The organism is Streptomyces yerevanensis, assembly GCF_000716805.1.
GTDB lineage: Bacteria > Actinomycetota > Actinomycetes > Streptomycetales > Streptomycetaceae > Streptomyces > Streptomyces flaveus.
The window spans coordinates 42,183-66,956 of sequence record NZ_JNWJ01000019.1 but is presented as its reverse complement, the minus strand read 5'-3'; the positions used below and the strand labels follow the sequence as shown (position 1 = coordinate 66,956).

The following is a 24,774-nucleotide window of genomic DNA, read 5'->3' as shown; positions in this document are numbered from 1 at the left end:
GACGGGAAGTGCTTGCTGTGGTCGAGGCCGCAGCGCCTTGTCGGCCCACCCGAGGGGGAGAAAATCTATGCAGAGTCTGAAGCGCCCCGGTCGTACCGCACCCAAGCGGCAGCAGCCGGTCGTCGAGCCCGCGCCGGAGGGTGTTGAACCGGCTGAGGACGAGTTCGACGCGTACGACACCTTCGAGATGTACCGGGTGATCTGCCCGGACTGCGCGCAGCCCATCGCACTCCTCGCGGACGAGGAGGTCCTGCCGGAGCACGCACTGTGCGCCACCCCGTGGAACCCGTTCGGGCTCACGGTCTGCGCCGGTACGGGCCGCGCGGCGGCCGAGGCCCGGCCCGCCGACGAGTCGATGGAGGCTCAGGAGCAGGACACCGCCCTGCTGTTGACGCTTCCTCAGGGACTCGACTGGCGCACACAACCCTTCTCGCACGCCGGCGGCCCCGGCTCGCGCCCCATCCGGGTGCCGGTGATGCGCCGCGTAGGCGCTCCGCTGGGTTAGGCGGTTTCGAAGCTGCGGGTTCGTTGTGGCTGATCGCGCCCACGCGGCGGAGCCGCACATCAATGCAGCCCCGCGCCCCTGACGGGGGCTGGTCGCGCCCGCGTGGCGGAGCCGCAAATCGATACGGCACCGCGCCCCCTGAGGGGCCTGCGGCCTCCCTAGGGGCGCGGGGCCGCAGCGGACTTCGTCAAGGCTGACCGGCTGGGTTCCGAACCCCCATACGGGCTCCGCCATGAACTGACGGGCGATTCCGTGGCTGGTGACTTGTCCGGCCTCGACGCGTTGGCCCCGGTATGACCTCCACCTATGCAGAGACGAGCCGTCGCCGCAGGATTATCGTTCCGGCACCCGCGGAATCGGCGTCCGAGAGCACACAGCAGCAGGCTGAAAAGCCATCAGCCCAGACACCGAAGGCAAAGGCACCGCAGGCACAGGCGCCACAGGCAGCACGGCAGCCCCAGGATCCGCCCATCTACCGTGCTCTGCTTCGCACTTGGGCCAAAGGAGGCCGGACCCTGCCAGGGCGTCACGACCCCGAGTGGGTCCGGCTCGTCGCGCCCTCGGTCATGTACGGATACGGGTACGGGCGACTGTTCACCGCGACTCGGGACCAGCGAGGTGACGAGCGATGACCATCCGCTGGATCTGATTGGTGCCCTCGACGATCTGCAGCACCTTCGCCTCGCGCATGTAGCGCTCGACGGGGAAGTCCGCGGTGTAGCCGTACCCGCCGAGCACCTGGACGGCGTCCGTGGTGACCTTCATCGCGGCGTCCGTGCAGAGCAGTTTCGCCATGGCCGCCTGCTTGGAGAACGGCCGCCCCGCGTCCCGCAGCCGGGCGGCCGTGAGATAGAGCGCCCGGCCCGCCTCGATCTGGGTCGCCATGTCCGCGAGCATGAAGCGCAGGCCCTGGAAGTCCGCGATCCGCCGGCCGAACTGCTCGCGCCCGATGGCGTACGCGACCGCCTCGTCCAGCGCCGCCTGGGCCACACCGATCGCACAGGCCGCGATACCGAGCCGCCCGGAGTCGAGCGCGGACAGGGCGATCGCGAAGCCCTGGCCCTCGTCGCCGATGCGCCGGTCGTCGGAGATCCGCACCCCGTCGAAGTGCACCTGGGCGGTGGGCGAGCCCTTCATGCCCATCTTCTTCTCGGGCGCCGCCACACTCAGCCCCTCGGCGTCACCGGGCACCAGGAACGCCGTGATGCCACGTGTCCCCTCGCCGCCGCTGCGTGCGAACACGGTGTAGAAGTCGGCAATCCCACCATGGGTGATCCAGGCCTTGGTGCCGGTGAGAACCCAGTCCTCCCCGTCCCGTACGGCCTTCGTCCGCATGCTGGCGGCATCGGATCCCGAGGACGGCTCGGAGAGGCAGTACGCCCCGAGGAGGCCGCCGCCGAGCATGGTCGGCAGATGCTCGACCTGCTGTTCCTTGGTGCCGTAGTGGGCGAGGGCGTGGCAGGACAGGGAGTGCACGCTGACGCCGAGGCCGACGGTGATCCGGGCCGCGGCGAGCTCTTCGAGGACCTGGAGATAGACCTCGTACGGCTGGTCACCGCCGCCGTACTCGGAGTCGTACGGAAGGCCGAGCAGTCCCGACTCGGAGAGCAGCGTGAAGACGTCGCGCGGGAAGTGCCCGGCGTCCTCCTCCTCGGCCGCCTTCGGGGCGATCTCGCGCTGCGCGATGTCGCGGACGAGCGAGATCAGATCCCGGGCCTCGTCCGTGGGCAGTTGACGGTCCACCGGCTGCGGGGCGTGGTCGGGCATGGCGACGCTCTCCTCCCTGTCGGGCACTTCGGCGAGCGTCCGCCTTGGTTTTAGGGGGCTCCACCGGGTCTCACAGTGCCCAGCCGATGCTGTCCGTCCGGGTCGCGGAGGGAGCTGACCAGCGGCTGTGCGCTGTGAGTATGCCCGGTCCGCAGCAGCGCGTCACCGGTTAACGCTCGTTAATTAGAACACATTCGGATTGGTCCGAACCATTGACGCACTGGTCTAGTCCTTCTACTGTTCCCCCAGCGTCGAACGCGTTCATGCCAAGCGGTACCGTCCTGCCCGAACGCCACCCGGCAGGGCCGACACCACTCCCCCACGCCCCTCTCCCCACGAGGTGACCCGATGCTCAGACCGCAACGTCCCCCCGCCCGCTTCCGGACACTCATCTCCGCCGTGTGCTGCACCGTCCTCGGTGCGGGACTGCTCGCCGGCGCCGGCCCCGCCGCCACCGCGTCGCAAGAGGCCACTGCGGCCGGCTCGGCGCAGGAGGCCGCCGCACCCGGCTCGAAGGTCGTCGGCTACTTCACCGAGTGGGGCACCTACGCCCGCAACTACCTCGTCAAGAACATCGACACGTCCGGCTCGGCGGCCAAACTCACCCACATCAACTACGCCTTCGGCAACGTCACCGGCGGCAAGTGCGCCATGGGCGACTCCTACGCGGCGACGGAACGGACGTACACCGCGGCCGAGTCCGTCGACGGCACCGCCGACACCTGGGACCAGCCCCTGCGCGGCACCTTCAACCAGCTGCGCGAGCTGAAGAAGAAGCACCCGAACCTCAAGGTCCTCTGGTCCTTCGGGGGCTGGACCTGGTCCGGCGGCTTCGCCGAGGCCGCCGGGAACCCGGCCGCCTTCGCCCAGTCCTGCTACGACCTGGTCGAGAACTCCAAGTGGGCGGACGTCTTCGACGGGATCGACATCGACTGGGAGTACCCGAACGCGTGCGGCCTGACCTGCGACACCAGCGGCAGGGAGGCGTACGGGAAGCTGATGTCGGCGGTGCGCGCGAAGTTCGGCGGCTCCTCGCTGGTCACGGCGGCGATCCCGGCCGACGCCACCAGCGGCGGCAAGATCGACGCTGCGGACTACGCGGGCGCCGCTCAGTACGTCGACTGGTACAACCCGATGACGTACGACTTCTTCGGCGCCTTCGACGCGACCGGTCCGACGGCTCCGCACTCGCCGTTGACCTCGTACCCCGGGATCCCGAAGGCGGAGTTCCACACCTCCGCGACCATCAACAAGCTCAAGGGCCTCGGCATCCCGGCCTCGAAGCTGCTGCTCGGCATCGGCTTCTACGGGCGCGGCTGGACCGGTGTCACCCAGGAGGCGCCCGGCGGCACCGCCACCGGTCCGGCGGCGGGAACGTACGAGCAGGGCATCGACGACTACAAGGTGCTCAAGACGAAGTGCCCGGCGACAGGCACGGTCGGCGGCACGGCATACGCCAAGTGCGGCAGCGACTGGTGGAGTTACGACACCCCGTCGACCATCGCCGGGAAGACGGCCTACAAGAACCAGCAGGGCCTGGGAGGTACTTTCTTCTGGGAGCTGAGCGGTGACACCGCGGACGGCGAGCTGATCCGGGCGATCAACTAACTGATCCCGTACGTCACTTGGGGCGGGGGTCGGCGGGCCCCCGCTCTTCGCTCAGGCGTTGCGGGCGGCTTCCGGCGTCGGGTACGAGGGGTCGAGGTCCTCGATCGCCCGCAGGGCGCCGCCGAGCATCTTCACCAGCAGTTCGCGCATCACATCGCGCGGGAGTGCCTGGTGGTCGATCCAGTCGAGGGTGGTGCCCTCGACGCTGCACAGCCAGCCGAGCAGCGCCATGCGGGGCAGCGGAGCGACCTGGCGGCGGCCGTACGCCCCCTCGGCGATGGTCTCGAGGATGGCTTCGCGCACGCCGTCGCGGATGGCGAGCACCTCGGCGTCGAAGCCGACACCGCCGGTGATGATCGCGCGGTACGCGGCCTGGTGGTGCTCGGCGTAGCGCAGGTAGCCGTCGATGGTGCGGTGCACCCGTTCATAGGGCGGCAGTTCGAGGCCGCCGGCCGCGCGGGAGATCAAGTCGGCCACCGAGTCCTCGATGATGGCCAGGTAGTAGCCGCGCTTGGACTTGAAGTAGTAGTAGATCAAGCCCTTGGCGACGTGTGCGTGCTTGGCGATGTCGTCCATCGACAGTGTGTCGTAGGACGTGTCGGCGAATAACTTCCGCCCGATGGCGATGAGTTCGGCACGACGCGCCAAGGAGCGGTCGGTGCCGCGTGCCCGTGGGCGGTCGTCGTGCCGTTGACTATGGTTCAATTTCAGCCCTGGTCTTCAACTGCCTCCGAAACTTTCGCTGGCAGTATGTCAGACCCCCGCCACCGGCCCGTTCGACTCTCTTCGACTGTTTCCGCTGCCCCGCAGGCCAGCCGTCAGATCATGCCGAGCTGTGTGACGAGCATCGCGAGCACCACCACGAGGGTCCAGCCGGCAAGGTGCTCGAGGATCTTCGGGTCGTCGTCCTTGGGGCCGCCGGTACGGGTCTGAAGGCGTCCGGCGGTGACAGAGGTCGCGGTCATGGCGGCTCGCTCGCGTTGGCTTCGGTCGGTGGACTCCCCCGAGGTCACTGGATCCCTCGGCCCCGGGGGCTGCCCACCTTGCCACCGGAATCGGCTTTTGCGGGGGAGACCTTGGTCACGTCCCGTATGCCCAGGTCAGCGCCCCTGTCAGCGGATGCCGACCGCCGCCAGCGCCTTCCGCTGGCGCGCCGTGGGATGCGCCGGGAAGTAGAGGTAACAGACCCCGCCGGTCCCGGAGACCACGTTCCCGGAGGCGTTGTACCTCTTGGTACGGAGCCAGATGTTCTCCCAGGCACGCCGCTGGTAGACCCGCCGCACCGCCTCGTTGCTCGGTGAGTTCGGGTCGTTGGCGATCACGTCACCGTCGGCCGTGAATCCGATGACGGTCATCAGATGGCCCGCGGTGCCGTAACCCGCTCCGGGCAGCTCGGACTCGAGGAACGACTGGGACGTTATGGCCGGGATGCCCGCCGCGATCAGCGTCTCCAGATCGGTGAGCGAACCGAGCCGCGTCACCACGCCCTGGAGGTCCTTGTACGTGGCGGCGTACGCGGCGTTGAAGGGCCAGTTGCCGCAGCCTTCGTACTGGTAGTCGTAGGTGAACCGGGCGGCATGGCACACCTGCGGATCCGCGAAGTCGGGATCGACCCAGGCCAGGTCCTCGGCGCTGGGCCTGCGTCCCCAGTACTCAATGATCATCTGCGAGGAGGTGGGGCTGCACCAGGCCTCGCCGCCGTTGTCGTACTCCGGGTACTGGCCGATGTGGGTCTCCTGCGAGTACCGCGGGACCGTCAGCTCCTTGGCGAGGCCGGGCGTCGAGGCCGGGACGGTGAAGCGGTCCGGGATGTCGGAGCCCATCGCACCGAGCCGCCACACGGTGGGCGTGATCTTCGCGCCGGGCTTGCGGTACAGGGTCAGCCGCAGCCGGTAGGAGACGAGGCGCAGACCCGAGGCCGCGTCGTCGATGGAGAAGGTGTCCGTCCAGACGCTGCTCTTGCCGTCGCTCTGGTCGTCCACCGAGGTACGCCTGATGTCCTGGTCACCGGCCGCCCAGCGGCCCATCCCATACCAGGGGGTGTCCGTGCCGTCGGAGTACGTGCCCGCCAGCTCGATCTGGAGCCAGGTCCCCGCCGGGGTGTGCGCGTTCCAGGAGGCGATGACCTCGGTCGAGGGGGCGGCTAGACGGTGGACGGACGAGGTCCATCGCGCGTACTCCCAGGTGGCCGTCCTGCCGGTGTGCGGGTCCGCGTAGTCGGTGCAGCCGGCGGGGGTCGCGATCACCAGGCCCGGACGCTTCCCGGAGACGGCGCGGGTACCCTCCGCGGTGCCGCCGCGCCAGTCGGTGTACGAGGTCCAGGCGCGGTTGTCGACCTGGCCGGACGGTGCTTTCGACGGGGCGTGCGCGGTGCGGGCGGAGGAGCCGGCGGCGGCCGCCGGGCTCGCGGCACCCGCCACTGCCGCGGCCACCGCCACGGTCAACAGGCTTCTGCGGGAGGGCTGTTCGGCTCTGGTCATGTGCGGATGACCCCCAGATTTCCGGAACGGGTGAGTCCAAAGTGCGGGTGTGCGCCAACTATGGATGCCCGTGCCGTCCCCTGCCAGCACCTCAAGGGTCGTGGCACCGATCAATATTGGTCACAACCATTGGCACTGCGTTCGGGAAATACCCTGGCAATGTGCACACCTCGCCAGACACCCTCGCCTCCCGCCTCCACCGACTGCCGCCCTCCTGCGGCCCCGTCCGCCTGGTCGGCATCGACGGGCACGCGGGCTCCGGGAAGACGACGTTCGCGGGGCGGCTGGCCGAGGCGCTGGGCGGCGTACCCGTACTGCACCTGGACGACATCGCCACACACGAGGAGCTGTTCGCGTGGACGGGGCGGCTGCTCCGGGACGTCGTCGAGCCGCTGAGCCGCGGCGAGCGTGCGCACTACCGGCCCTACGACTGGCAGGCGCGCCGCTTCGGGCCGGTCCGCGAACTGCCGCCGGCGCCCGTGGTGCTCGTCGAGGGTGTCGGCGCGGGACGTCGTGCGTTGCGGCCGTTTCTGGCGTGCCTGCTGTGGATGGAGTTGGCGTCCGAGGATGCCTGGGCGCGAGGCCGGCAGCGGGACGGTTCGGAGCAGAGGGACTTCTGGGCAGGCTGGGTCGTCGCCGAGCGCCGCCACTTCGCCGAGGACCCTTCCCGGCCCTTTGCCGATCTCTTGGTGCGGGGGTTTTCAGGGGGATTTGAGGTACTTCCGGGACCTGCTGGGACCGCTGGACCAGACCAGATTGTCACGCACCGTGACGGACCATCTCCTATGTGCTGAACCCGTGAAGAGGCGTGTCCGAGAAGTGCCCCAAGTGCTTCAACTCGGCTTGACCGAGGGGCCGTACAGGTCTTACGTTCTCAATGTGCGGCTTCCCGAAGTCGCCGACAGACGCGAAGCCCCCGGTTGTTCCCCCGTGATCGGGGGCTTCGTTCTGTCCTCATTCCGGATTCCGGACGCTCCGCGAAATGTTTCGCTCACCCTCGGTCACCGCGCTGAGTGCGCCCCATGTGCTCCCACCTCGAAGAACCCGTCGTGCGGGCACTCTTCGGCCGGGCACCACCCCGCGGGTACGATGCCTCTCGGTGCGACTTTCGGACGGCTGCTCTCCGCACCGAACGCGCAACTCCCGTCCACAGCACAGCGGTTCGACGAAGGCTGCCGACGGGCACCGGCCCGCCCGGCACTCAACGGGGGCACGGTTTGTGGGGGACGTGATGGACTTCGGCACGCAGGGCCCCGAGGCCCCGGCCGACCTCGCCTGGCTGCGAGGTGTGGACGCCTACACGATGGGGGCCTATCCGCAGGCGGAGGAGGAGTTCCGAGCGGCGGTCCGGATCGATCCGGGGATGGCCGACGGCTGGCTCGGGCTGCACGCGCTGCGCATCGACACGACTACCGCGCTGCTGCGGATGTTCCGGCACCGGGAGCGCTTCGGGGAACAGCGCGCCCGCCACCGGCGCACTCTCAACTCCTGGTACTGGCTGGGCTGGTGGGTGCAGCCCGTGCTTGAGAGCCCGCGCGATCTGCTGCTCGCGCACGCCTCGCACTGGCTCGACGGACGCCATGTCCCGGAGCTGGACCGGGCGCTCGCGGGACTGCCGCCGGTGGACGCCGATCCGCAGGTGCGGTTTCTGCACGCCTGCCGGGCCTATCTGGTCAAGGACTGGGAGCAGTTGGTCCGGCACACCGATCCGCTGATCGACGATCCGATGCTGGGCATCGAGGCCGGGCTCTTCGGCGGCATGGCGCGCGTACGCCTGGAGATGTACGGGCAGGCCCAGCCGCTGCTGTCGGCCGCGCTGATGCGCTGTCGCAGCGAGCAGCCGCAGCGCAAGGAGTTGCGGTACTGGCTGGCGCGGGCGCACGAGGGCACGGGACGTTCGGCGGCGGCGTTGCCCCTGTACCGGGCGGTGCACCGGGTCGACCCCGCCTTCATGGACACCTCGGCGCGGCTCGCGGCGATCTCCGAGGGCGACGGGTACGACGACGCGGTGGACCTCGCGGCGATCACGCTCACCGGCGTCCAGGACATGATCGACGGACCGGACGGCGTCGACGCGCTGTTCGGCCCGGAGGGCCGGGACCTCAAGCTGTCGGAGCCCGATCTGCCGCCGTCGGGCGGACTGCCGTCCGAGACCGACACGGTCCGCGAGAAGGCCATAGTGCCGGTCCAGCCTCCGCAGCTGCCGACCGGCCCCACCGACCCCGCGTTGCTCGAGGAGGCGCTCGCCGAGCTGGAGCGGATGGTCGGCCTGGAGCCGGTGAAGCGGCAGGTGAAGGCGCTGTCCGCGCAGTTGAACATGGCCCGGCTGCGCGCCGGGCAGGGCCTGCCCGTGCAGCCGCCGAAGCGGCACTTCGTCTTCTCCGGCCCCTCCGGCACCGGCAAGACGACGGTGGCCCGCATCCTGGGCCGCGTCTTCTACGCACTCGGGCTGCTCGGCGGCGACCACCTCGTGGAGGCCCAGCGCGCCGACCTGGTGGGCGAGTACCTCGGCCAGACCGCCGTGAAGGCCAACGAGCTGATCGACTCCGCGATCGGCGGCGTCCTCTTCGTCGACGAGGCCTACTCACTGTCCAACTCCGGCTACAGCAAGGGCGACGCATACGGCGACGAGGCGCTTCAGGTGCTCCTCAAGCGCGCCGAGGACAACCGCGACCATCTCGTCGTGATCCTCGCCGGCTACCCCGAGGGCATGGACCGCCTGCTCGCCGCCAACCCCGGGCTTTCGTCCCGTTTCACGACCCGCGTCGACTTCCCCTCGTACCGTCCCCTCGAACTCACCTCGATCGGCGAGGTGCTGGCCGCCGAGAACGGCGACGTGTGGGACGAGGAGGCGCTCGACGAGCTGCGCTCCATCAGCGGGCACGTCGTCGACCAGGGCTGGATCGACGAGCTCGGCAACGGCCGCTTCCTGCGCACTCTGTACGAGAAGAGCTGCGCCTACCGCGATCTGCGGCTGTCCGGCTACACGAGCGAGCTGACCCGCGACGACCTGTCCACCCTGCGGCTGCCGGACCTGATGCAGGCGTACGGCGAGGTCCTGTCGGGCCGGGGGCCCCAGGATCCGTCGGCGTTGTGACCGGGCGTCCCCGGGGGCCGTGGTAACCGCGAAAGTGACGCTCTACAGGAGCGTCACTTTCGCGCCCTGCCCCCTTGCCCCTCAGCTCGCCAGGGCCTCCTCCGGAGCACCGCTCGGGACGGGCTCCGCCAGCGTCTTCACCTGCTGAGCCTGCTGGGTCCCCGGAGCAGCCCGGTGTGCCGGGTCGCGTACCTCGCCGACCAGGAGTTCCAGTACGTCCTCCAGGGCGACCAGGCCGAGTACGCGGCCCGAGGCGTCGGCGACCTGAGCGAGGTGCGTCGCGGCGCGGCGCATCACGGTCAGGGCGTCGTCCAGCGGGAGCTCGGAACGCAGGGTCGTCATGGGGCGCCAGATCTGCTGCGGCACGGCCCGCTCCGACTCCTCCAGATCGAGTACGTCCTTCACGTGCAGATAGCCCATGAAGGCGCCGTTCTCCGCGCACACCGGGAAACGGGAGTAGCCGGTGCGGGCGGTGAGCGCGACGACCTGCCCCGGCGTGACCGAGGGGCCGACCGTCACCAGTGACTCGCGGTCCAGGAGCACATCCGTGACCGGGCGGGAGCCCAGCTCCAGGGCGTCCTCCAGGCGCTCCTGCTCCTCGGGGTCGAGGAACCCGGCCTGGCCCGCGTCCTCCACGAGGCGGTTGAGCTGCTCGCTGGTGAAGACCGCCTCGACCTCGTCCTTCGGCTCGACGTGGAAGAGCTTCAGGATCAGGCGGGAGCAGGCACCGAGGCCCGCGGTGACCGGCTTGCACAGCCGGGCGAAGGCGACCAGGCCGGGGCTGAGCCACAGCGCGGTCTTCTCCGGCGCCGCCATCGCCAGGTTCTTCGGCAGCATCTCGCCGACGACGAGGTGGAGAAAGACGACCGCGGCGAGAGCGATGACGTACCCGAGCGGATGGATCATGCCTTCGGGCAGATGCACCGCGTGGAAGACCGGCTCCAGGAGGCGGGCCACGGTGGGCTCGGCGACGGCACCGAGCGTCAACGAGCAGACGGTGATGCCGAACTGGGCGGCGGCCATCATCTGCGGCAGGTTCTCCAGGCCGTACATGACCTGCCGGGCGCGTGCGGTGCCGAGCGGTTCGATCTGGCTGCGGCGTACGGAGACGAGCGCGAACTCGGCACCGACGAAGAATCCGTTGGCGAGTACGAGCAGGGCGGCGAACAGAAGTTGGAGCAGACTCATCGGACGGCCTCCGCCACGGCGTCCGCGGCCTTGACCAGACGTACCCGCTCGGCCCGGTAGTGCCCGACCTGGCGGACCGACAGGCGCCAGCCCGGGAGTTCGGCCTTGTCACCGGGTGCCGGGATCCGGCCGAGCAGATCGGCGACGAGGCCGGCGACGGTCTCGTACGGGCCCTCGGGCACATCGAGGCCGATGCGCTGGAGGACGTCGACGCGGCAGCTGCCGTCGGCGTCCCAGGTGGGGCGGCCGTCCTCGGAGGAGGCCACGGCGAGTTCGGGCAGGTCGTGTCCGTCGTGCTCGTCGCGGACCTCGCCGACGAGTTCCTCGACGATGTCCTCCAGGGTGACGACGCCGGCCGTGCCGCCGTACTCGTCGACGACGACCGCGATGGGCTGCTCGCTGCGCAGCCGCTCCAGGAGGGGCTTCACCGGCAGGGTCTCCGGGACGAGCAGCGGGGCCTGCGCGATCCGGCCGACGGGCGTGCGCAGCCGTTCGTGCGTGGGCACCGCGAGGGCGTCCTTGAGGTGCACCATGCCGACGATTTCGTCGATGCGCTCCAGGTAGACGGGGAAGCGGGACAGGCCGGTGGCACGGGTGAGGTTGACGACGTCCTCCGCGGTCGCGGAGGACTGCAGGGCGCTGACCTTCACGCGCGGCGTCATGACGTGCTGCGCGGTGAGGTCCGCCAGGGAGAGGGTGCGGACGAAGAGGTCGGCGGTGTCCTGTTCCAGGGTGCCGGCCCGGGCGGAGTGCCTGGCCAGTGAGACGAGTTCGCCGGGGGTGCGGGCGGAGGCCAGCTCCGCGGTGGGCTCGACGCCGAAGAGGCGGACGAGCCGGTTGGCGACGGCGTTCAGGCCGGCGATCACCGGCCTGAACAGACTGGAGAAGAGGTGCTGAGGCCCCGCGACGAAGCGCGCGACCTGCATCGGCCTGGACACCGCCCAGTTCTTGGGCACGAGCTCGCCGATCACCATCTGCACGGCCGAGGCCAGCAGCATGCCGACGATCACGGAGACACCGGGGACGGCGCCTTCGGGGATGCCGATCGAGGTGAACGGGCCGTGCAGCAGCTCGGCGAGCGCCGGTTCGGCGAGCATGCCGACGACGAGGGAGGTGATGGTGATGCCGAGCTGGGTGCCGGAGAGCTGGAAGGACAGCTCCTTGAGCGACTCGACGACCCGGTGGGCCCGTCGGTCACCCTCGGCCGCGGCCTTCTCGGCGTCGGGGCGCTCCACCGTGACGAGGCCGAACTCGGCCGCCACGAAGAAGCCGTTGGCGAGGATCAGGAGGAACGCCGCCCCGAGGAGCAGCAGGGGGATGGTCATGCCGCCGCCTCGATATGCCGGGAGGGGGCGGCGCAGGTACTACAGGACGATCCGTCCATCGCTGGAGGGAGTCACTCCTCGACTAGCAGGAGCCCCTGACTTCCGGGGCGGAACATCAGGGGCGGAGGCGCAACGAAAACGCCTCCGGCACCAGATTAATCAAGACACCCGGAAAAACGGCAGGGTGAATTCATCGGATCAGCCGTGACCTTCGTCGTGCCGGCCGTCGTGCTGTCCGTCGGCGTCGCCGATCGCGCGGGCCTCGGCCAGCGCCCGCAGTGTACGGGCGTCCCTGATCGCCTGCTGCTTCGCGATCCCCGGCTGGATGCCGAGCGCGGGCAGGCTGGTGCCGTCGCTGAGGTTCAGGAACACCCACGGGTCACCGGGACGCAGGTTGACCTGCAGAATCTCCGCCCAGGCAAGGTGCCGGCGGCTGGCGATGTTGACGACGGTGACCCCGGACTCGTCGGCGACGACTTTCGGCCGCGAGAGCAGCACGAGCACCCCGAAGAGCAGCGCCCCGGTGAAGACGAAGCTGAGACGCTCCCCCGGGCTGAGGTTCTCCAGCAGCATCGCGACCGTCGTGATGACCACGAAGATCGCGGCACCGGCGGTCAGCAGGACGGCACGGGTGCGTCCCGGCCTGAAGGTGACGGGCAGAGCGGGCAGATCCGACATGGGCGTGCTCCGGATCCCGGTCAGAGACGGCAGGCGTGGATGGCCGTGGTCAGGATGGCCCGCGCGCCGATGTCGTACAGGTCGTCCATGATCCGCTGGGCTTCCTTGGCCGGGACCATCGCACGGACGGCGACCCAGCCCTCGTTGTGCAGCGGCGAGACCGTCGGCGACTCCAGACCCGGCGTGAGGGCCACGGCCTTCTCCAACTGCTCGACGCGGCAGTCGTAGTCCATCATCACGTATGTCCGCGCCACCAGGACGCCCTGAAGGCGCCGCAGGAACTGCTGGACCTTCGACTCGGCGGTCTCCTCGGCGTCCGCCCCCGTACGGCGGATGACGACGGCCTCGGACTTCATGATGGGCTCGCCGATGACCGCGAGGCCCGCGTTGCGCAGCGAGGTACCGGTCTCGACGACGTCCGCGATGACCTCGGCGACGCCCAGCTCGATCGCGGTCTCGACGGCGCCGTCGAGGTGGACGACGGAGGCGTCGATGCCGTGGTCGGCGAGGTGCTTGGCGACGATGCCCTCGTACGAGGTGGCGACCGTCATGCCGTTCAGGTCGGTGACGCCGTTGGCCGTGCCGGGCTTGGTGGCGTAGCGGAACGTGGAGCGGGCGAAGCCGAGCGGCAGGATCTCCTCGGCGTCGGCGCCGGAGTCGATGAGCAGGTCGCGTCCTGTGATGCCGATGTCGAGTTGTCCGGAGGAGACGTAGATCGCGATGTCGCGGGGGCGGAGATAGAAGAACTCGACGTCGTTCTCCGGGTCGACGATCCGGAGTTCCTTGGACTCCCGGCGCTGCTGGTAGCCGGCCTCATGCAGCATCTCCGCCGCAGGGCCTGACAGGGAACCCTTGTTGGGGACGGCGATGCGCAGCATGAGGTCGGCTTCCTTTGTTCGTGCGTACGGTGCGTACGTGCGTGAGTTGGGGTTGCGTCTTTACGGCGACGGTGTGACGGCTCAGAGGTGGGCGTACACGTCGTCCAGGGAGATGCCGCGGGCGACCATCATCACCTGGACGTGGTACAGCAGCTGCGAGATCTCCTCGGCGGCCGCTTCCTTGCCCTCGTACTCGGCGGCCATCCAGACCTCGGCGGCCTCTTCGACGACCTTCTTGCCGATGGCATGGACCCCCTTGCCGACCAGCTCGGCGGTGCGAGAGGTGGCGGGGTCGCCGTTGGCTGCCTTGTGCTGGAGCTCGGTGAAGAGCTCCTCGAACGTCTTCTTGGACATGGTGGCGCCCACTTTACGCGCAGCCGCCCGTTCCTCAGCGCCAGGGTTCGGATACCGAGCGCAGTGTGGCCGCGGTCGCCACGGCGGCCGTCACCGCCTCGTGTCCCTTGTCCTCGCTGGAGCCCGCGATACCCGCGCGGTCGAGGGCCTGTTCCTCGGTGTCGCAGGTCAGCACCCCGAAGCCGATGGGGACGCCGGTGTCCACACAGACCTGTGTGAGGCCCTGGGTGACGCCCTGGCACACGTACTCGAAGTGGGGGGTGCCGCCGCGGATGACGACGCCGAGGGCGACAATCGCGTCGTAGCCGCGGCCCGCGAGGACCTTGGCGACGACCGGCAGCTCGAAGCTGCCGGGGACACGCAGGACGGTCGGCTCGTCGATGCCCAACTCGCGCAACGCGCGCAGGGCGCCGTCGACGAGGCCTTCCATCACCTTTTCGTGCCACTGTGCCGCGATCACCGCGACGCGCAGGTCGCCGCAGTTGCGTACGGACAGTTCAGGTGCACCCTTGCCGCTCACGTGTCTCCTTGAGTGTTCTCTTACTGGTTGCCGCAGGGGGACACGGTGGTCGTGTCCAGCCAGGGCAGGTCGTGCCCCATCCGGTCCCGCTTGGTGCGCAGGTAGCGGAGGTTGTGCTCGCCCGCCTTCACGGGCATCGGCTCGCGGTCGGTGACCTTGAGGCCGTGGCGGACGAGTGCGTCGGTCTTGTCGGGGTTGTTGGTCATCAGCCGCACGCTGCGTACGCCGAGATCCTCGAGGATCTGCGCGCCCGCGCCGTAGTCCCGGGCGTCGGCGGGCAGGCCCAGCTCCAGGTTGGCGTCGAGGGTGTCACGACCTCGTTCCTGGAGCTCGTACGCGCGCAGCTTGGACAGCAGGCCGATGCCGCGCCCCTCGTGCCCACGCAGATACACCACCACTCCCCTGCCCTCGGCGTGGATGCGCTCCAGGGAGGCCTCCAGCTGGGGGCCGCAGTCGCAGCGCAGCGAGTGGAAGATGTCGCCGGTGAGGCACTCGGAGTGGATGCGGACGACGACGTCCTCGCCGTCGCCGATCTCGCCGTGGACGAGGGCGATGTGCTCGACGCCGTCGACGGTGGAGCGGTAGCCGTATGCCGTGAACTCGCCGTAGGCGGTGGGGAGCTGGGTCTGGGCTTCGCGGCGGACGGTGGGCTCGGAGGTACGGCGGTAGGCGATGAGGTCCTCGATGGAGATGATCGTCAGGCCGTGCTTGCGGGCGAACGGGATCAGCTGGGGCAGCCGCAGCATGCGGCCGTCCTCGCCGGCGATCTCGACGATCGCCCCGGCCGGGCGCAGTCCGGCGAGCCGGGCGAGGTCGACGGCGGCCTCGGTGTGGCCGTTGCGCACGAGCACCCCGCCGGACCTGGCGCGCAGCGGGAAGATGTGGCCGGGGCGGACGAAGTCACCGGCCTGCGCCGTACCGCTCGCCAGCAGCTGGAGTGTGGTGGCGCGGTCGGAGGCGGAGATGCCCGTGGTGACGCCGTGCTCGGGTGTGGCGTCGACGGTGACCGTGAAGGCGGTGCGCATCGACTCGGTGTTGTGCTGCACCATCTGCGGCAGTTCGAGCCGGTCGAGCTCGTCGCCCTCCATCGGCGCGCAGATCATGCCCCGGCACTCGCTCATCATGAAGGCGATGATCTCGGGGGTGGCCTTCTCGGCGGCGACGACGAGGTCGCCCTCGTTCTCCCGGTCCTCGTCGTCGACGACCACGACGGGACGGCCCGCCGCGATGTCGGCGATGGCCTGCTCGACCGGGTCGAGTGCGAAGTCTTCGATGTTGTCTGTGCTGTACCAGACGGGCGCCACTGTCATGCCGGGGCTCCTTCCAGGACGGGCTGCGCTGCCCTGCGGGAGCGCAGCCACCAGTCGCGCATGCCCCACAGGACGAGTGCGCCGTAGATGATGTAGACGAAGCCGGAGAAGGCGAAGCCGTTGGCGAAGTTGAGCGGCACGCCCACGAGGTCGACGAGAAGCCAGGCGAACCAGAACTCGACCATGCCGCGCGCCTGGGCGTACATGGCGACGATCGTGCCGACGAAGATGTACGCGTCCGGCCAGGGGTCCCACGAGAGGGTCGGGTACGCGGTGAACAGGCCGCCGACCGCGAGGGTGCCGAGGGCGGCGGCGCCGGCCAGGTAGGCACGCTCCCGCCAGGTGGCGAACCGTACGGAGACCGAGCCGTCCTGCGCCTTCCGCTTGCCGCGGTTCCACTGCCAGAAGCCCCAGGCGGCGACGGCCATGACGACCACCTGCTTGCCGGCGCTGCCGGAGAGGTGGGCGGTCACGAAGGCCGTGAGGAGGATGACGCCGGAGAGGAACTGGGCGGGCCAGGTCCATATGGAGCGCCGCCAGCCGAGGGCGAGGGCGATCAGACCGATGGTGTTGCCCATCATGTCCGCCCACTTGATGTGCTGTCCGAAGACCGTGAAGGCCTCGGAGTTCAGCCAGTTCACCGCCCGGCCCCCTGGCTGCCGAGCAGCCGCTCGACGTACTTGGCGATAACGTCGACCTCGAGGTTGACGGGGTCGCCGGGCTGCTTGAGGCCCAGCGTGGTCAGCGCGAGGGTCGTGGGGATGAGGCTGATGGTGAAGTAGTCGGGGCCCGCGTCGACGACGGTCAGGCTGATGCCGTCGACGGTGATGGAGCCCTTCTCGACGACGTAGCGCCTGAGGTCCTCGGGGAGCGAGATCTTCACGATCTCCCAGTTGTCGGACGGCTTGCGCTCGATGATCTCGCCGGTGCCGTCCACATGGCCCTGCACGATGTGCCCGCCGAGGCGGTCGCCGACGGCCATGGGGCGTTCGAGGTTGACGCGGGAGCCGACGGTGAGGGCGCCGAGGCTGGAGCGGTTCAGGGTCTCGGCCATCACGTCGGCGGTGAACTCGTCGCCTTCATGGTCGACGACCGTGAGACATACGCCGTTGACGGCGATGGAGTCGCCGTGGCGCGCGCCTTCGGTGACTACGGGGCCGCGGAGCCGAAAGCGGGAGGCGTCGTCAAGATTCTCGACGGACGTGACCTCGCCCAGCTCTTCGACGATTCCGGTGAACACTTCCCGGGTCCTCCTGCCTCTTCGGGCACGGACTCCGGGGCCTGTCGATGACGACAGATATGAACGGACGGCGACACCGGGGACGACGCCGAATGAGACGTGTCCCTGGGACACGTCGAAACAGACGGCGACGCGCACGAATGCCCGCCCGCCGCGCACTGCCTCCCATCCGGACTTTAACCGTCGGTCCAGGAATTTCACCTGGTCAACCGGCCGCTGGAAGCGACCGGGTCGCGGACTTTAACCGCCGGTTCGGAGTTTCACCGACCCCGGAGTGCGCTGCTTCTGGTACAGAGCCAGTGTGCCACGCCTGATCGATGCCTACGGGCCCCATGCCTGTGTGCTGGCTCACAGCGCAACTCGATGGACTTCACGGGACACTCATGACGGCCCAACTTCCGTACGAGCACGGCGCCTTACCATTGGTCCATACCTATTGACGCACTGATTCAGTCCTCTTAGGGTCTGCGTTCACCGACCCGCCCCCAAGAGCGACCCGGCGGCGGTGACGGAGGCCCTTGCCCCGCCGCCGGGTCTCCTGCCCGGCTTCTGTCGCATGGTCACCGCCCGAACAACTCGTCCTGCGCCCCCTCCCGAGCCATCAGCAACGCCCCCCGAAGCACCGCCCCGCCCCCCAGCGAACTGGCCCGCACCTCGGTGGGCAGCGGTGACATCCGGGTGAGCCGCCCCTGGACGCGCGCTGCCAGCGTCTCGCCGCCGGCCTGCCCGATCTCCCCCGCGAGCACCACACACCCGGGGTCCAGCACGGCGATCACGGACGCGGCTCCGATGGCCACGCGATCGGCGAGCGCGTCGAGGAAGTGGTCCGCCGCACCGCCAACCGCCGCCCGCACCAAGGCCGCCGCCTGCGGCTCATGAGGCGACGGGGGTGCCACGACCCCGTACCGCCCGGCGAGTTCGACGATCGCCGCAGCACCCGCGAGCGAGTGGAAGCCCCCGTCGCAGGCCGTCGCCGACGGCAGCCCCGCGGTTCCCGGGACCGGAAGGAAGCCGATCTCGCCGGTGCCGCCGGAGGCGCCCCGGCGCAGGGTGCCGTCGAGGACGACGGCGGCGCCGATGCCGTGGCCGAGCCAGAGCAGGACGAAGGTGTCCCGGTCGCGGGCGGAGCCGGCCCGCTGTTCCGCCAGGGCCGCGAGGTTCGTCTCGTTCTCGACGAGGACGCGGGCCGCGAGCCGGTCGTCGAGGGCGGCGACGAGGCGCCGGTGCCACTCGGGCAAGCCGGAGGAGTCGCGGAGTTCGCCGGTGGCGGGGTCGATCAGGCCGGGCGCGCCGATCCCCACCGTGTGCAGCCGGTCGGCCCCGGCCTCCTTGGCCGTACGCTCGACCAGCGTGACCGCCTGCTCGACGGCGGACCCGGTGCCCGCCTCGCCCCCGATCGGCACCGACGCCTCGGCCAGCACCGCACCCAGCAGATCCGTGACGACCACGGACACACCCTCGGTGCGTACGTCCAGCGCGGCCAGATGCGCGAGGTCGGCGACGATCCCGTACAGCCGGGCGTTCGGGCCACGGCGCTGCTCCCCCGCCTCCCCCACGACCGCGATCAGCCCGGCGGCCGTCAGCCGTTCCACGAGGTCGGCGACCGTGGGCCGGGACAGTCCGGTGAGCTGTTTCAACTGCCCTGCCGTCAAAGGGCCTTCCTGCTGCAGCAGCCGCAGGGCGAGCCGGTCGTTGATGGCCCGGGCAGTACTCGGAGATGCGGGCATGCCGGGATCCTTCCAGATTGGAGGGGCAGGGCGACCAGGGCCCGATTTCCGCTATCTATCAGGCAGGGACCCTGATAGTTTACGTCGTCGGATCGGCAGAGCGGACAGGCGCGACGGAGGGCCCGGAGACGTGAGTGAAGTGGTCTACGACAAACGCGAGTTGGGGCGCGCCCGGTACGCCGTGGCGACGGTCTTCGCCGTGCACGGTGCCGTGACGGGCTCGTTCGCGACCCGCGTCCCGTGGATCCAGGACCACGCCTCGGTGAGCGCGGGCCAGCTGGGTGTGGCGCTCGCGTTTCCCGCGATCGGCGCCTCCGTGGCGATGCCGCTGGCCAGCGGGATCAGCCACCGCTTCGGTGCCCGTGCGGCCCTGCGTGGGCTGCTCGCGCTGTGGACGCTGGCCCTGGTGCTCCCCTCGCTCGCGCCGAACCTGCTCACCCTGTGCGTGGCCCTCTTCGTGTACGGCGCCACCGCGGGCATGTCCGACGTGGTGATGAACGCGCTGGGCGTGGAGGTCGAGAACCGTCTCGACAAGTCGATCATGTCCGGCCTGCACGGCTGGTGGAGCGCGGGCGCCCTGATCGGCTCGGCGGCCGGCACCCTCGCCGCCCACCTGGGCTCGGACGCCCGCCTCCATCACGCGCTGGCGGCCGTGGTGCTCACGCTGATCGGTGTGGCCGCCTGCCAGGGCGTACTGGACCTGCGGCCGACGGAGGACGAGGAGGCGCCGCCGCGGTTCGCGCTGCCGCCCAGGTCCGCGCTGCTCATCGGCGCGGTGGGGTTCTGCGCGGTGTTCGCGGAAGGGGCCAGCCTGGACTGGTCGGCGGTCTATCTGCGGGACGTGCTCGGCAGCTCGGCGGGGGTCGCGGCCGCGTCCACGACCGGCTTCACGCTCACCATGGCGCTCGCGCGGATCGCGGGTGACAGGGTGATCGACCGCTTCGGGCCGGTCCGCACCGTACGCGTCGGCGGCTTCCTCGCGACCCTCGGCGGACTGCTCGTGGTGGTAGCCGGACACGTCGGAAACACAGTGGTCGCGATGAGCGGCTTCGCGCTGCTTGGCCTCGGCATCGCCGTCGTCGTCCCGCTCTGCTTCGCGGCGGCCGGACGCAGCGGCCCCAACCCCGCCCAGGCCATCGCGGGCGTCGCCACCATCACGTACACCTCGGGCCTGATCGCCCCCTCTGCGATCGGCACGATCGCGGACGCGACGAGCCTGATGGTGTCCTTCGGCCTGGTGTCGGTCCTGGCCTTCGGGCTCGTCGCGTTCGCGGGCGTCCTGCGGACGGGCGGCCGACAGACCGGCGGACTCGCTTCACACGAACCGGTTCAGCGCGCCAAGTCGTAGGCGTAGTCCGGCGCGAAGGACCCCGGCGCGCCCAGGCAACCGTCGGACTCGCCCGGCAGCTTGATCCACAGGTAGCCGTCGATCCGGGCCTCTCCGGTGCTCAGAGTCGGGGCCTGGCCCAGTTTGCGGCCCGCCGGATCGCACCACTCGCCGTCGGCCGGGGCGCCGTTGCCGTTGCGGCTGGTGTCGATCACGGCGCCGAGGCTCGCGGGACCGCCGAGCGCGTCGAGGGTCCGCCGGACGTACGCGATCTCGCCGCTCGTACCGTTGAAGTTGGAGACGTTGCTGAAGATGCCGTCCGAGGAGGCGGCCGAGGCGGCGCCCGCCTGCCGTAGCAGCGAGGCCTGTTTCGCCGGGGAGTTCCAGCCGGAGTGGCCCGCGTCGTGATAGACCCGGGCGTTCGGGTTCGCGGCCTTGAGGACGCGGCCCGCGCGGGCCAACGAGGCGAAGCGGTCGGCCCGTTGACCTGCCGAGAGGCAGTCGGACTGGGCGATGGCGTCGGGCTCCAGGATCACGACGACCTCGCCGGAGCCGAGGCCCGCCGCGAACTTGTCGATCCACGCATCGTACTCGTCGAGGTTCCCCGCCCCGCCCTGGGAGTGCCCGCCGCAGTCGCGCTGCGGAATCGCGTACGGCACCACGACCGGGACGCTCCCCTTGGCCGCGGCGGCGGACGTGACCGCGCGGACCCGCGAGGTGATGGTGCCCGGAGCGAACTCCGCGAACCACACTGCCTGCGGACGGTCCGCTATCCGGGACTCTATGAGCGCGGCACGCGGGTCGTTGCGATTCGCGGCGACCCAGTCGAGCACATTGGAATCGGGGTAGCGGTACAGATTCGTGGACGCCTCGACGGTCTTCTTCTTCACCTCGGGCTTCGGGGCTTTCGACGGCTTGGGGCTCGGCTTGGCCGAGGACTTGGACGGCGAGGGGGACGGCGAAGGGGACGCCTTCGTGGGCGAGGCGGTCGGCACGGCCGGACCGGGCTCCAGGAGCGGGGAGCTGGTCACCTCCGGGCGGGCCTCGTCGCCGCGTCCGTCATCGAGTGCGGACATCATCCCCGTCGCGGTGCCGACCGCCACCACGGCGGAGGCCACCGACACCATGACGCCACGCCGGGCGGCGCGACTGCGCTCGGCCTTGCGTTCGGCCAGGAGCCGGGCACGTTTGCCTGACACTCGGTGCTCCCCCTCTTCCCGATCGAGCACGTTCCCCCGTTCTGGGGAAGCGTTCGGCCCGTCGGACCTTTAGCCACCCTAAGGGTGGGACGCTGCATCCATGGTCCAGTTGGAACATTTCGCGACACCCGTGGACAAGGTCGTATCTCGTTTGCGCACGCTGAGCGCGACTTGGCCCGAGCGGGACGGCGTCGCGGTCTTCAACCGCGTCTACCTCACTGTCACGGAGGAGGTCGACCGGCACGTGGACGCCGGCCAATTCCCCGACGCGCAGGCCGCGATCACGCTGGATGTACGGTTCGCCGAGCGCTATCTCGCGGCCGTCGAGGCGGTGGCCGAAGAGCGCCGTCCGCCCGCCTGCTGGCGTCCGCTGTTCCAGTTCCGGCGCCATCCCGGCGTACGCCCCTTGCAGTTCGCGCTCGCGGGCATCAATGCGCACATCGGCCACGATCTGGCGCTCGCCGTAGTAGACGCTTGTCGTACGCTCGACTGCGATCCCGTCCACCTGGAGGACGAGTTCGACCGCGTGGGCGACATCCTCATCGCGCTGGAGGAGCGCATCCGCGAAGATCTGATGCCGGGCCCCGACGTCCTCCAGATCGCCGATCCGCTCACCCATCTGATCGGCTCGTGGAGCCTGGAGCGGGCGCGCGACGGAGCGTGGTCGGCGGCCCGCGCGCTGTGGGCCCTGCGCGCACTGCCCGACCTCGCCGACGAGTTCGCCCGCCGCCTGGATGCGGCCGTCGGTCTGGCGAGCCGGATGCTGCTCACCCCACTGCCGGATTGATCCGGCCACACCGGCCCGGCACCGTTGAATCGGGGTACGCGCGCGTTAGGTTGACCGTTGAACTGCCTTAGGCGAACCGACGCGAAGGAGCGTACGCATGGCCACCAGGTTGGGTCTCTGTCTTCCCCAGGCGCAGCAGTACGACATCGGACGGGACGTACCCGATGTGGCGCGCACCGCCGAGCAGATCGGCTACGAGAGCTTGTGGGTGTACGAGCGCGCCCTGTTTCCGGAGCCCGCGACACAGGGCCTGTACGGCGTCCCGGGTCTGCCCTGGCCCAAGCACTACCGCAGTGTCCCCGACGCGCTGGTCACGCTGACGCTGGCGGTCACCGCCACCGAGCGGGTTCGGCTCGGCACGGGTGTCCTGGTCGCTCCGCTGCACGGCCCGTTCCAGCTGGCCAAGACGCTCGGGACGCTGGACGCGGCCAGTGGCGGCCGGGTGGTGGCGGGCTTCGGCACGGGCTGGTCACTGGACGAGTACGCGGCCGCGGGCGTCGCGCCGTTCGAGGAGCGCGGCAAGGTCCTGGACGAGGTCCTCGACGTGTGCCAGGCGGTGTGGGGCCCGGACCTGGTGGAGTACGACGGCCGCCTCACCAAGATCGCGTCGTCCGTGGTCGGGCCCAAGCCCGCCCGGCCGATCCCGGTCCTGCTGCCCGCCAACACCAAGAAGGCACTGACCCGGCTCGTCGACCGCGCCGACGGCTGGCTGCCGATCGCCATGGGGCCCGAGCAGCTCGCCGCACAGTGGCGGCAGGTGCAGGACCTGGCGGCCGAGCGCGGCCGGACGAAGCCGATCGAGACCGCGGTGCGGGTGAACGGCGTGCAGTACACGGCGAAGGCGTACGACGGCGCCGACCGCGCCCCGTTCCAGGGCAACGTCGAGCAGATCGTGACGGACCTCAAGGCCCACGCGGAGATCGGCCTCGACGAGTTCTTCCTCGACCTCCAGGCCTCCACGCGGGACGCCCAGGAGCTCAAGGACGTGGCCGCCGAGGTGTACACGGCGGCGCGGGCGGCCGGGATCTGAGGCTCTCGGCAACCGCCGGCCGGCCCGGTCTCAGTCCTCGGGCAGTTCCACCGGTGCGATCTCTTCGTAGACGTCGCCGGGTCCGGGGTTGGCCGGGTCGGCCTGGCCGCCGAGGTGGTGCATGACGCCCCACACGGCGTTCAGCGCGGTCTGCACGGCGCCCTCCGCCCAGCCGGCCGTCCAGGAGATGTCGTCGCCCGCCAGGAAGATGCCGCGCTTGTCCTCGGGGAGCCGGTCCTGCATGAAGTGCGTGAACAGGCGCCGCTGGTAGCGGTAGTGGCCGGGCAGGTTGGCCTTGAACGCGCCCATGAAATGGGGCTCGTTCTCCCAGGACACGGTCACCGGGCTGCCGATGATGTGCTTCCTGATGTCGACCTTCGGATAGATCTCACCGAGCGACTTCAGCATGACCTCCATCCGCTCGTTCGCGGACAACGGCAGCCATTTCAGACTGTCGTCGCACCAGGTGTAGGAGAGGCAGATGACGGCGGGGTGGTCCGGACCGTTGTCGAGGAGGTAGGTGCCGCGTGTCATACGGTCGGTGAGGGTCATCGACATGACGTCCCGCCCCGTTTTTTCGTCCCTGTCGAGCCAGAAAGGCCGGTCGACCGGCACGAAGAGCTTGCTCGACTCCATGTAGTGGGTGCGCTCGATGGCGGTCCAGTGGTCGATCGGGAAGAGCGAGTCGTCGCAGTCGACCTTGGAGAGCAACATCCAGGACTGGGCGGTGAAGATCGCCGCCTGGTACGTACGGATGTCGCCGTTCGCGTCCGTCACGGTGATCCGGTTTCCGGCGGTGCGGTTCAGGCGGGTCACGGCGGGCTTCGGACCCCCGTCGTGCAACTTCGCGAGCGATGTCCCGTACGGCCAGTGGACGATCTTCTCCGGCTCGCGTTCCCAGAGCCTGAGCGGGAGTTGCCGGCTGCCGCCGACGATGCCGCGGTGGTGGTCGTCGGCCTCGGTGTAGACGACGCGCAGGATCTCGAGGATCGAGTTGGGGAAGTCGGTGTCCCAGCCGCCCGTGCCGAAGCCGACCTGGCCGAAGATCTCGCGGTGCCGAAAGGATCTGAAGGCCTCCGAGTCGCAGAGGAAGCCGTAGAAGGTCTGGTCGTCGAGCTTCTCGACCAGCCTGGCCCAGATCTCGCGGATGCGCGGGACGTCGCGCTCGCGCATGGCCTGGTTCATGCCGGAGAAGTCGGCGCCCTCTTCGAGGCAGGCGTTCCAGGCCGCCGCGACCTGGCGGTAGACCTCGGGCAGGTCGTCGATGGTGCGGGCGTAGTGGGACTCGCCCTTGAGGTCGACGACCGTCGAAGGAGTCACCTCGGCAAGGGGGTTGGGAAACGGCCGGGTCTCGAGGCCCACCAGGTCGATGTAGTGCTGGAGCGCCGTGGAGGACGGCGGGAAGCGCATCGCGCCCAGTTCGGCGGTGAGGGAGGGATCGCACCCGTCGAAGCCCACCGTCCGCAGTCGGCCGCCGATCTCGTCGGCCTCGTACACGACGGGCTTCAGGCCCATCTTCATCAGCTCGTACGCCGCCACGATGCCGGACAGACCGCCGCCGATGACGGCGATCTCGGTGCCGTGTGCGGTCGCCGGGATCTGGCCGAGGCCGGCGGGGTGCGCGAGGAAGTCGTCGTACGCGTACGGGAAGTCCGGGCCGAACATGGTGATCGGCGGCTGCTGCTTGTCTGCGTGCTCGACGGCGTTGGGCACGGTGGACGTCATGGGGTACGGACTCCTTGCGCGAAAAGCTT

At 69.9% G+C, this 24,774-nt stretch carries 23 protein-coding genes and 1 riboswitch; of the genes, 7 read left to right on the top strand and 16 right to left on the bottom strand.

All coding sequences use genetic code 11. The annotated features are described in order from the left end of the window. Positions 1–67 precede the first annotated feature (67 nt). Positions 68–505 (top strand): hypothetical protein, encoded by a 438-nt coding sequence (locus OP79_RS21040; RefSeq protein WP_033321838.1) that lies wholly within the window; start codon positions 68–70, stop codon positions 503–505. A 594-nt stretch (positions 506–1,099) separates the two neighbouring features. Here the strand turns inward: OP79_RS21040 and OP79_RS21035 are convergent. After that, positions 1,100–2,272: an acyl-CoA dehydrogenase family protein gene (locus tag OP79_RS21035; RefSeq protein WP_033321837.1), complete on the bottom strand. Its 1,173-nt coding sequence runs from the start codon at positions 2,270–2,272 to the stop codon at positions 1,100–1,102. Positions 2,273–2,620: 348 nt separating this feature from the next. Between OP79_RS21035 and OP79_RS21030 the strand changes: the two genes are divergently transcribed. Next, the gene (locus OP79_RS21030; protein ID WP_033321836.1) at positions 2,621–3,880 is read left to right on the top strand and encodes a glycoside hydrolase family 18 protein; all 1,260 of its coding nucleotides are present in this window, start codon (positions 2,621–2,623) and stop codon (positions 3,878–3,880) included. A 51-nt stretch (positions 3,881–3,931) separates the two neighbouring features. On the opposite strand, the gene OP79_RS21025 is transcribed toward OP79_RS21030, so the two are convergent. The 3 genes from OP79_RS21025 to OP79_RS21020 all read right to left on the bottom strand — a co-directional run bounded on the left by OP79_RS21025 (position 3,932) and on the right by OP79_RS21020 (position 6,360). Next, the gene (locus tag OP79_RS21025; protein WP_078491913.1) at positions 3,932–4,585 is read right to left on the bottom strand and encodes a TetR/AcrR family transcriptional regulator; all 654 of its coding nucleotides are present in this window, start codon (positions 4,583–4,585) and stop codon (positions 3,932–3,934) included. Between the two features lie 113 nt (positions 4,586–4,698). Next, the gene (locus OP79_RS54010) at positions 4,699–4,845 is read right to left on the bottom strand and encodes an SCO1431 family membrane protein (RefSeq protein ID WP_106972440.1); all 147 of its coding nucleotides are present in this window, start codon (positions 4,843–4,845) and stop codon (positions 4,699–4,701) included. Positions 4,846–4,992: 147 nt separating this feature from the next. Beyond that, positions 4,993–6,360 (bottom strand): peptidase C39 family protein, encoded by a 1,368-nt coding sequence (locus tag OP79_RS21020; protein ID WP_033321834.1) that lies wholly within the window; start codon positions 6,358–6,360, stop codon positions 4,993–4,995. Between the two features lie 161 nt (positions 6,361–6,521). Here OP79_RS21020 and OP79_RS21015 point away from each other — a divergent pair, with 161 nt between their 5' ends. Both OP79_RS21015 and OP79_RS21010 read left to right on the top strand, forming a co-directional pair. Further along, positions 6,522–7,154: a uridine kinase family protein gene (locus OP79_RS21015; RefSeq protein WP_033321833.1), complete on the top strand. Its 633-nt coding sequence runs from the start codon at positions 6,522–6,524 to the stop codon at positions 7,152–7,154. A 437-nt stretch (positions 7,155–7,591) separates the two neighbouring features. Beyond that, the gene (locus tag OP79_RS21010; protein ID WP_033321832.1) at positions 7,592–9,457 is read left to right on the top strand and encodes an AAA family ATPase; all 1,866 of its coding nucleotides are present in this window, start codon (positions 7,592–7,594) and stop codon (positions 9,455–9,457) included. 81 nt (positions 9,458–9,538) lie between these two features. Here the strand turns inward: OP79_RS21010 and OP79_RS21005 are convergent, their stop codons facing one another. The 10 genes from OP79_RS21005 to OP79_RS20960 form a co-directional block, all read right to left on the bottom strand. Beyond that, a complete protein-coding gene (locus OP79_RS21005) occupies positions 9,539–10,645 on the bottom strand; it encodes a hemolysin family protein (RefSeq protein ID WP_033321831.1) in 1,107 nt (368 codons plus the stop codon). Further along, a complete protein-coding gene (locus tag OP79_RS21000; protein ID WP_033321830.1) occupies positions 10,642–11,970 on the bottom strand; it encodes a hemolysin family protein in 1,329 nt (442 codons plus the stop codon). Before OP79_RS21000 ends, OP79_RS21005 begins: the two co-directional genes overlap by 4 nt. A gap of 198 nt (positions 11,971–12,168) precedes the next feature. Then, a complete protein-coding gene (locus OP79_RS20995) occupies positions 12,169–12,648 on the bottom strand; it encodes a PH domain-containing protein (RefSeq protein WP_033321829.1) in 480 nt (159 codons plus the stop codon). A 20-nt stretch (positions 12,649–12,668) separates the two neighbouring features. Continuing rightward, entirely contained in the window at positions 12,669–13,526 is an 858-nt protein-coding gene (hisG, locus tag OP79_RS20990) for an ATP phosphoribosyltransferase (protein ID WP_033321828.1), read from the bottom strand. A gap of 81 nt (positions 13,527–13,607) precedes the next feature. After that, complete coding sequence (locus OP79_RS20985; protein ID WP_031486114.1) at positions 13,608–13,880, bottom strand: phosphoribosyl-ATP diphosphatase; 273 nt, start codon at positions 13,878–13,880, stop codon at positions 13,608–13,610. 34 nt (positions 13,881–13,914) lie between these two features. Beyond that, positions 13,915–14,400, bottom strand: a complete 486-nt coding sequence (gene ribH, locus OP79_RS20980; RefSeq protein WP_033321827.1) for a 6,7-dimethyl-8-ribityllumazine synthase — start codon at positions 14,398–14,400, stop codon at positions 13,915–13,917. A gap of 20 nt (positions 14,401–14,420) precedes the next feature. Beyond that, a complete protein-coding gene (locus OP79_RS20975; protein WP_033321826.1) occupies positions 14,421–15,710 on the bottom strand; it encodes a bifunctional 3,4-dihydroxy-2-butanone-4-phosphate synthase/GTP cyclohydrolase II in 1,290 nt (429 codons plus the stop codon). Further along, complete coding sequence (locus OP79_RS20970) at positions 15,707–16,351, bottom strand: nicotinamide mononucleotide transporter family protein (protein WP_033321825.1); 645 nt, start codon at positions 16,349–16,351, stop codon at positions 15,707–15,709. The genes OP79_RS20975 and OP79_RS20970 overlap by 4 nt, the downstream gene beginning before the upstream one ends. Then, positions 16,348–16,950 (bottom strand): riboflavin synthase, encoded by a 603-nt coding sequence (locus OP79_RS20965; protein WP_033321824.1) that lies wholly within the window; start codon positions 16,948–16,950, stop codon positions 16,348–16,350. Before OP79_RS20965 ends, OP79_RS20970 begins: the two co-directional genes overlap by 4 nt. A 151-nt stretch (positions 16,951–17,101) precedes the next feature. Then, positions 17,102–17,232, bottom strand: a riboswitch (FMN riboswitch). A 278-nt stretch (positions 17,233–17,510) separates the two neighbouring features. Continuing rightward, positions 17,511–18,677, bottom strand: coding sequence for an ROK family transcriptional regulator (locus OP79_RS20960; RefSeq protein WP_033321823.1), 1,167 nt, complete (start codon positions 18,675–18,677; stop codon positions 17,511–17,513). Between the two features lie 130 nt (positions 18,678–18,807). Here OP79_RS20960 and OP79_RS20955 point away from each other — a divergent pair, with 130 nt between their 5' ends. Further along, positions 18,808–20,025 (top strand): MFS transporter, encoded by a 1,218-nt coding sequence (locus OP79_RS20955; protein ID WP_051744791.1) that lies wholly within the window; start codon positions 18,808–18,810, stop codon positions 20,023–20,025. Here the strand turns inward: OP79_RS20955 and OP79_RS20950 are convergent. Continuing rightward, positions 20,007–21,131, bottom strand: a complete 1,125-nt coding sequence (locus OP79_RS20950; protein ID WP_033321891.1) for a glycoside hydrolase family 6 protein — start codon at positions 21,129–21,131, stop codon at positions 20,007–20,009. The two genes, OP79_RS20955 and OP79_RS20950, sit on opposite strands and share 19 nt — an antisense overlap. A 172-nt stretch (positions 21,132–21,303) precedes the next feature. On the opposite strand from OP79_RS20950, the gene OP79_RS20945 reads away from it, so the two are divergent. Both OP79_RS20945 and OP79_RS20940 read left to right on the top strand, forming a co-directional pair. Then, positions 21,304–21,990: a DUF5995 family protein gene (locus OP79_RS20945; RefSeq protein WP_033321822.1), complete on the top strand. Its 687-nt coding sequence runs from the start codon at positions 21,304–21,306 to the stop codon at positions 21,988–21,990. Positions 21,991–22,087: 97 nt separating this feature from the next. Continuing rightward, positions 22,088–23,020: an LLM class F420-dependent oxidoreductase gene (locus OP79_RS20940; protein ID WP_033321821.1), complete on the top strand. Its 933-nt coding sequence runs from the start codon at positions 22,088–22,090 to the stop codon at positions 23,018–23,020. Between the two features lie 30 nt (positions 23,021–23,050). On the opposite strand, the gene OP79_RS20935 is transcribed toward OP79_RS20940, so the two are convergent. Then, positions 23,051–24,745 (bottom strand): flavin monoamine oxidase family protein, encoded by a 1,695-nt coding sequence (locus OP79_RS20935; protein WP_033321820.1) that lies wholly within the window; start codon positions 24,743–24,745, stop codon positions 23,051–23,053. Positions 24,746–24,774: the final 29 nt, after the last annotated feature.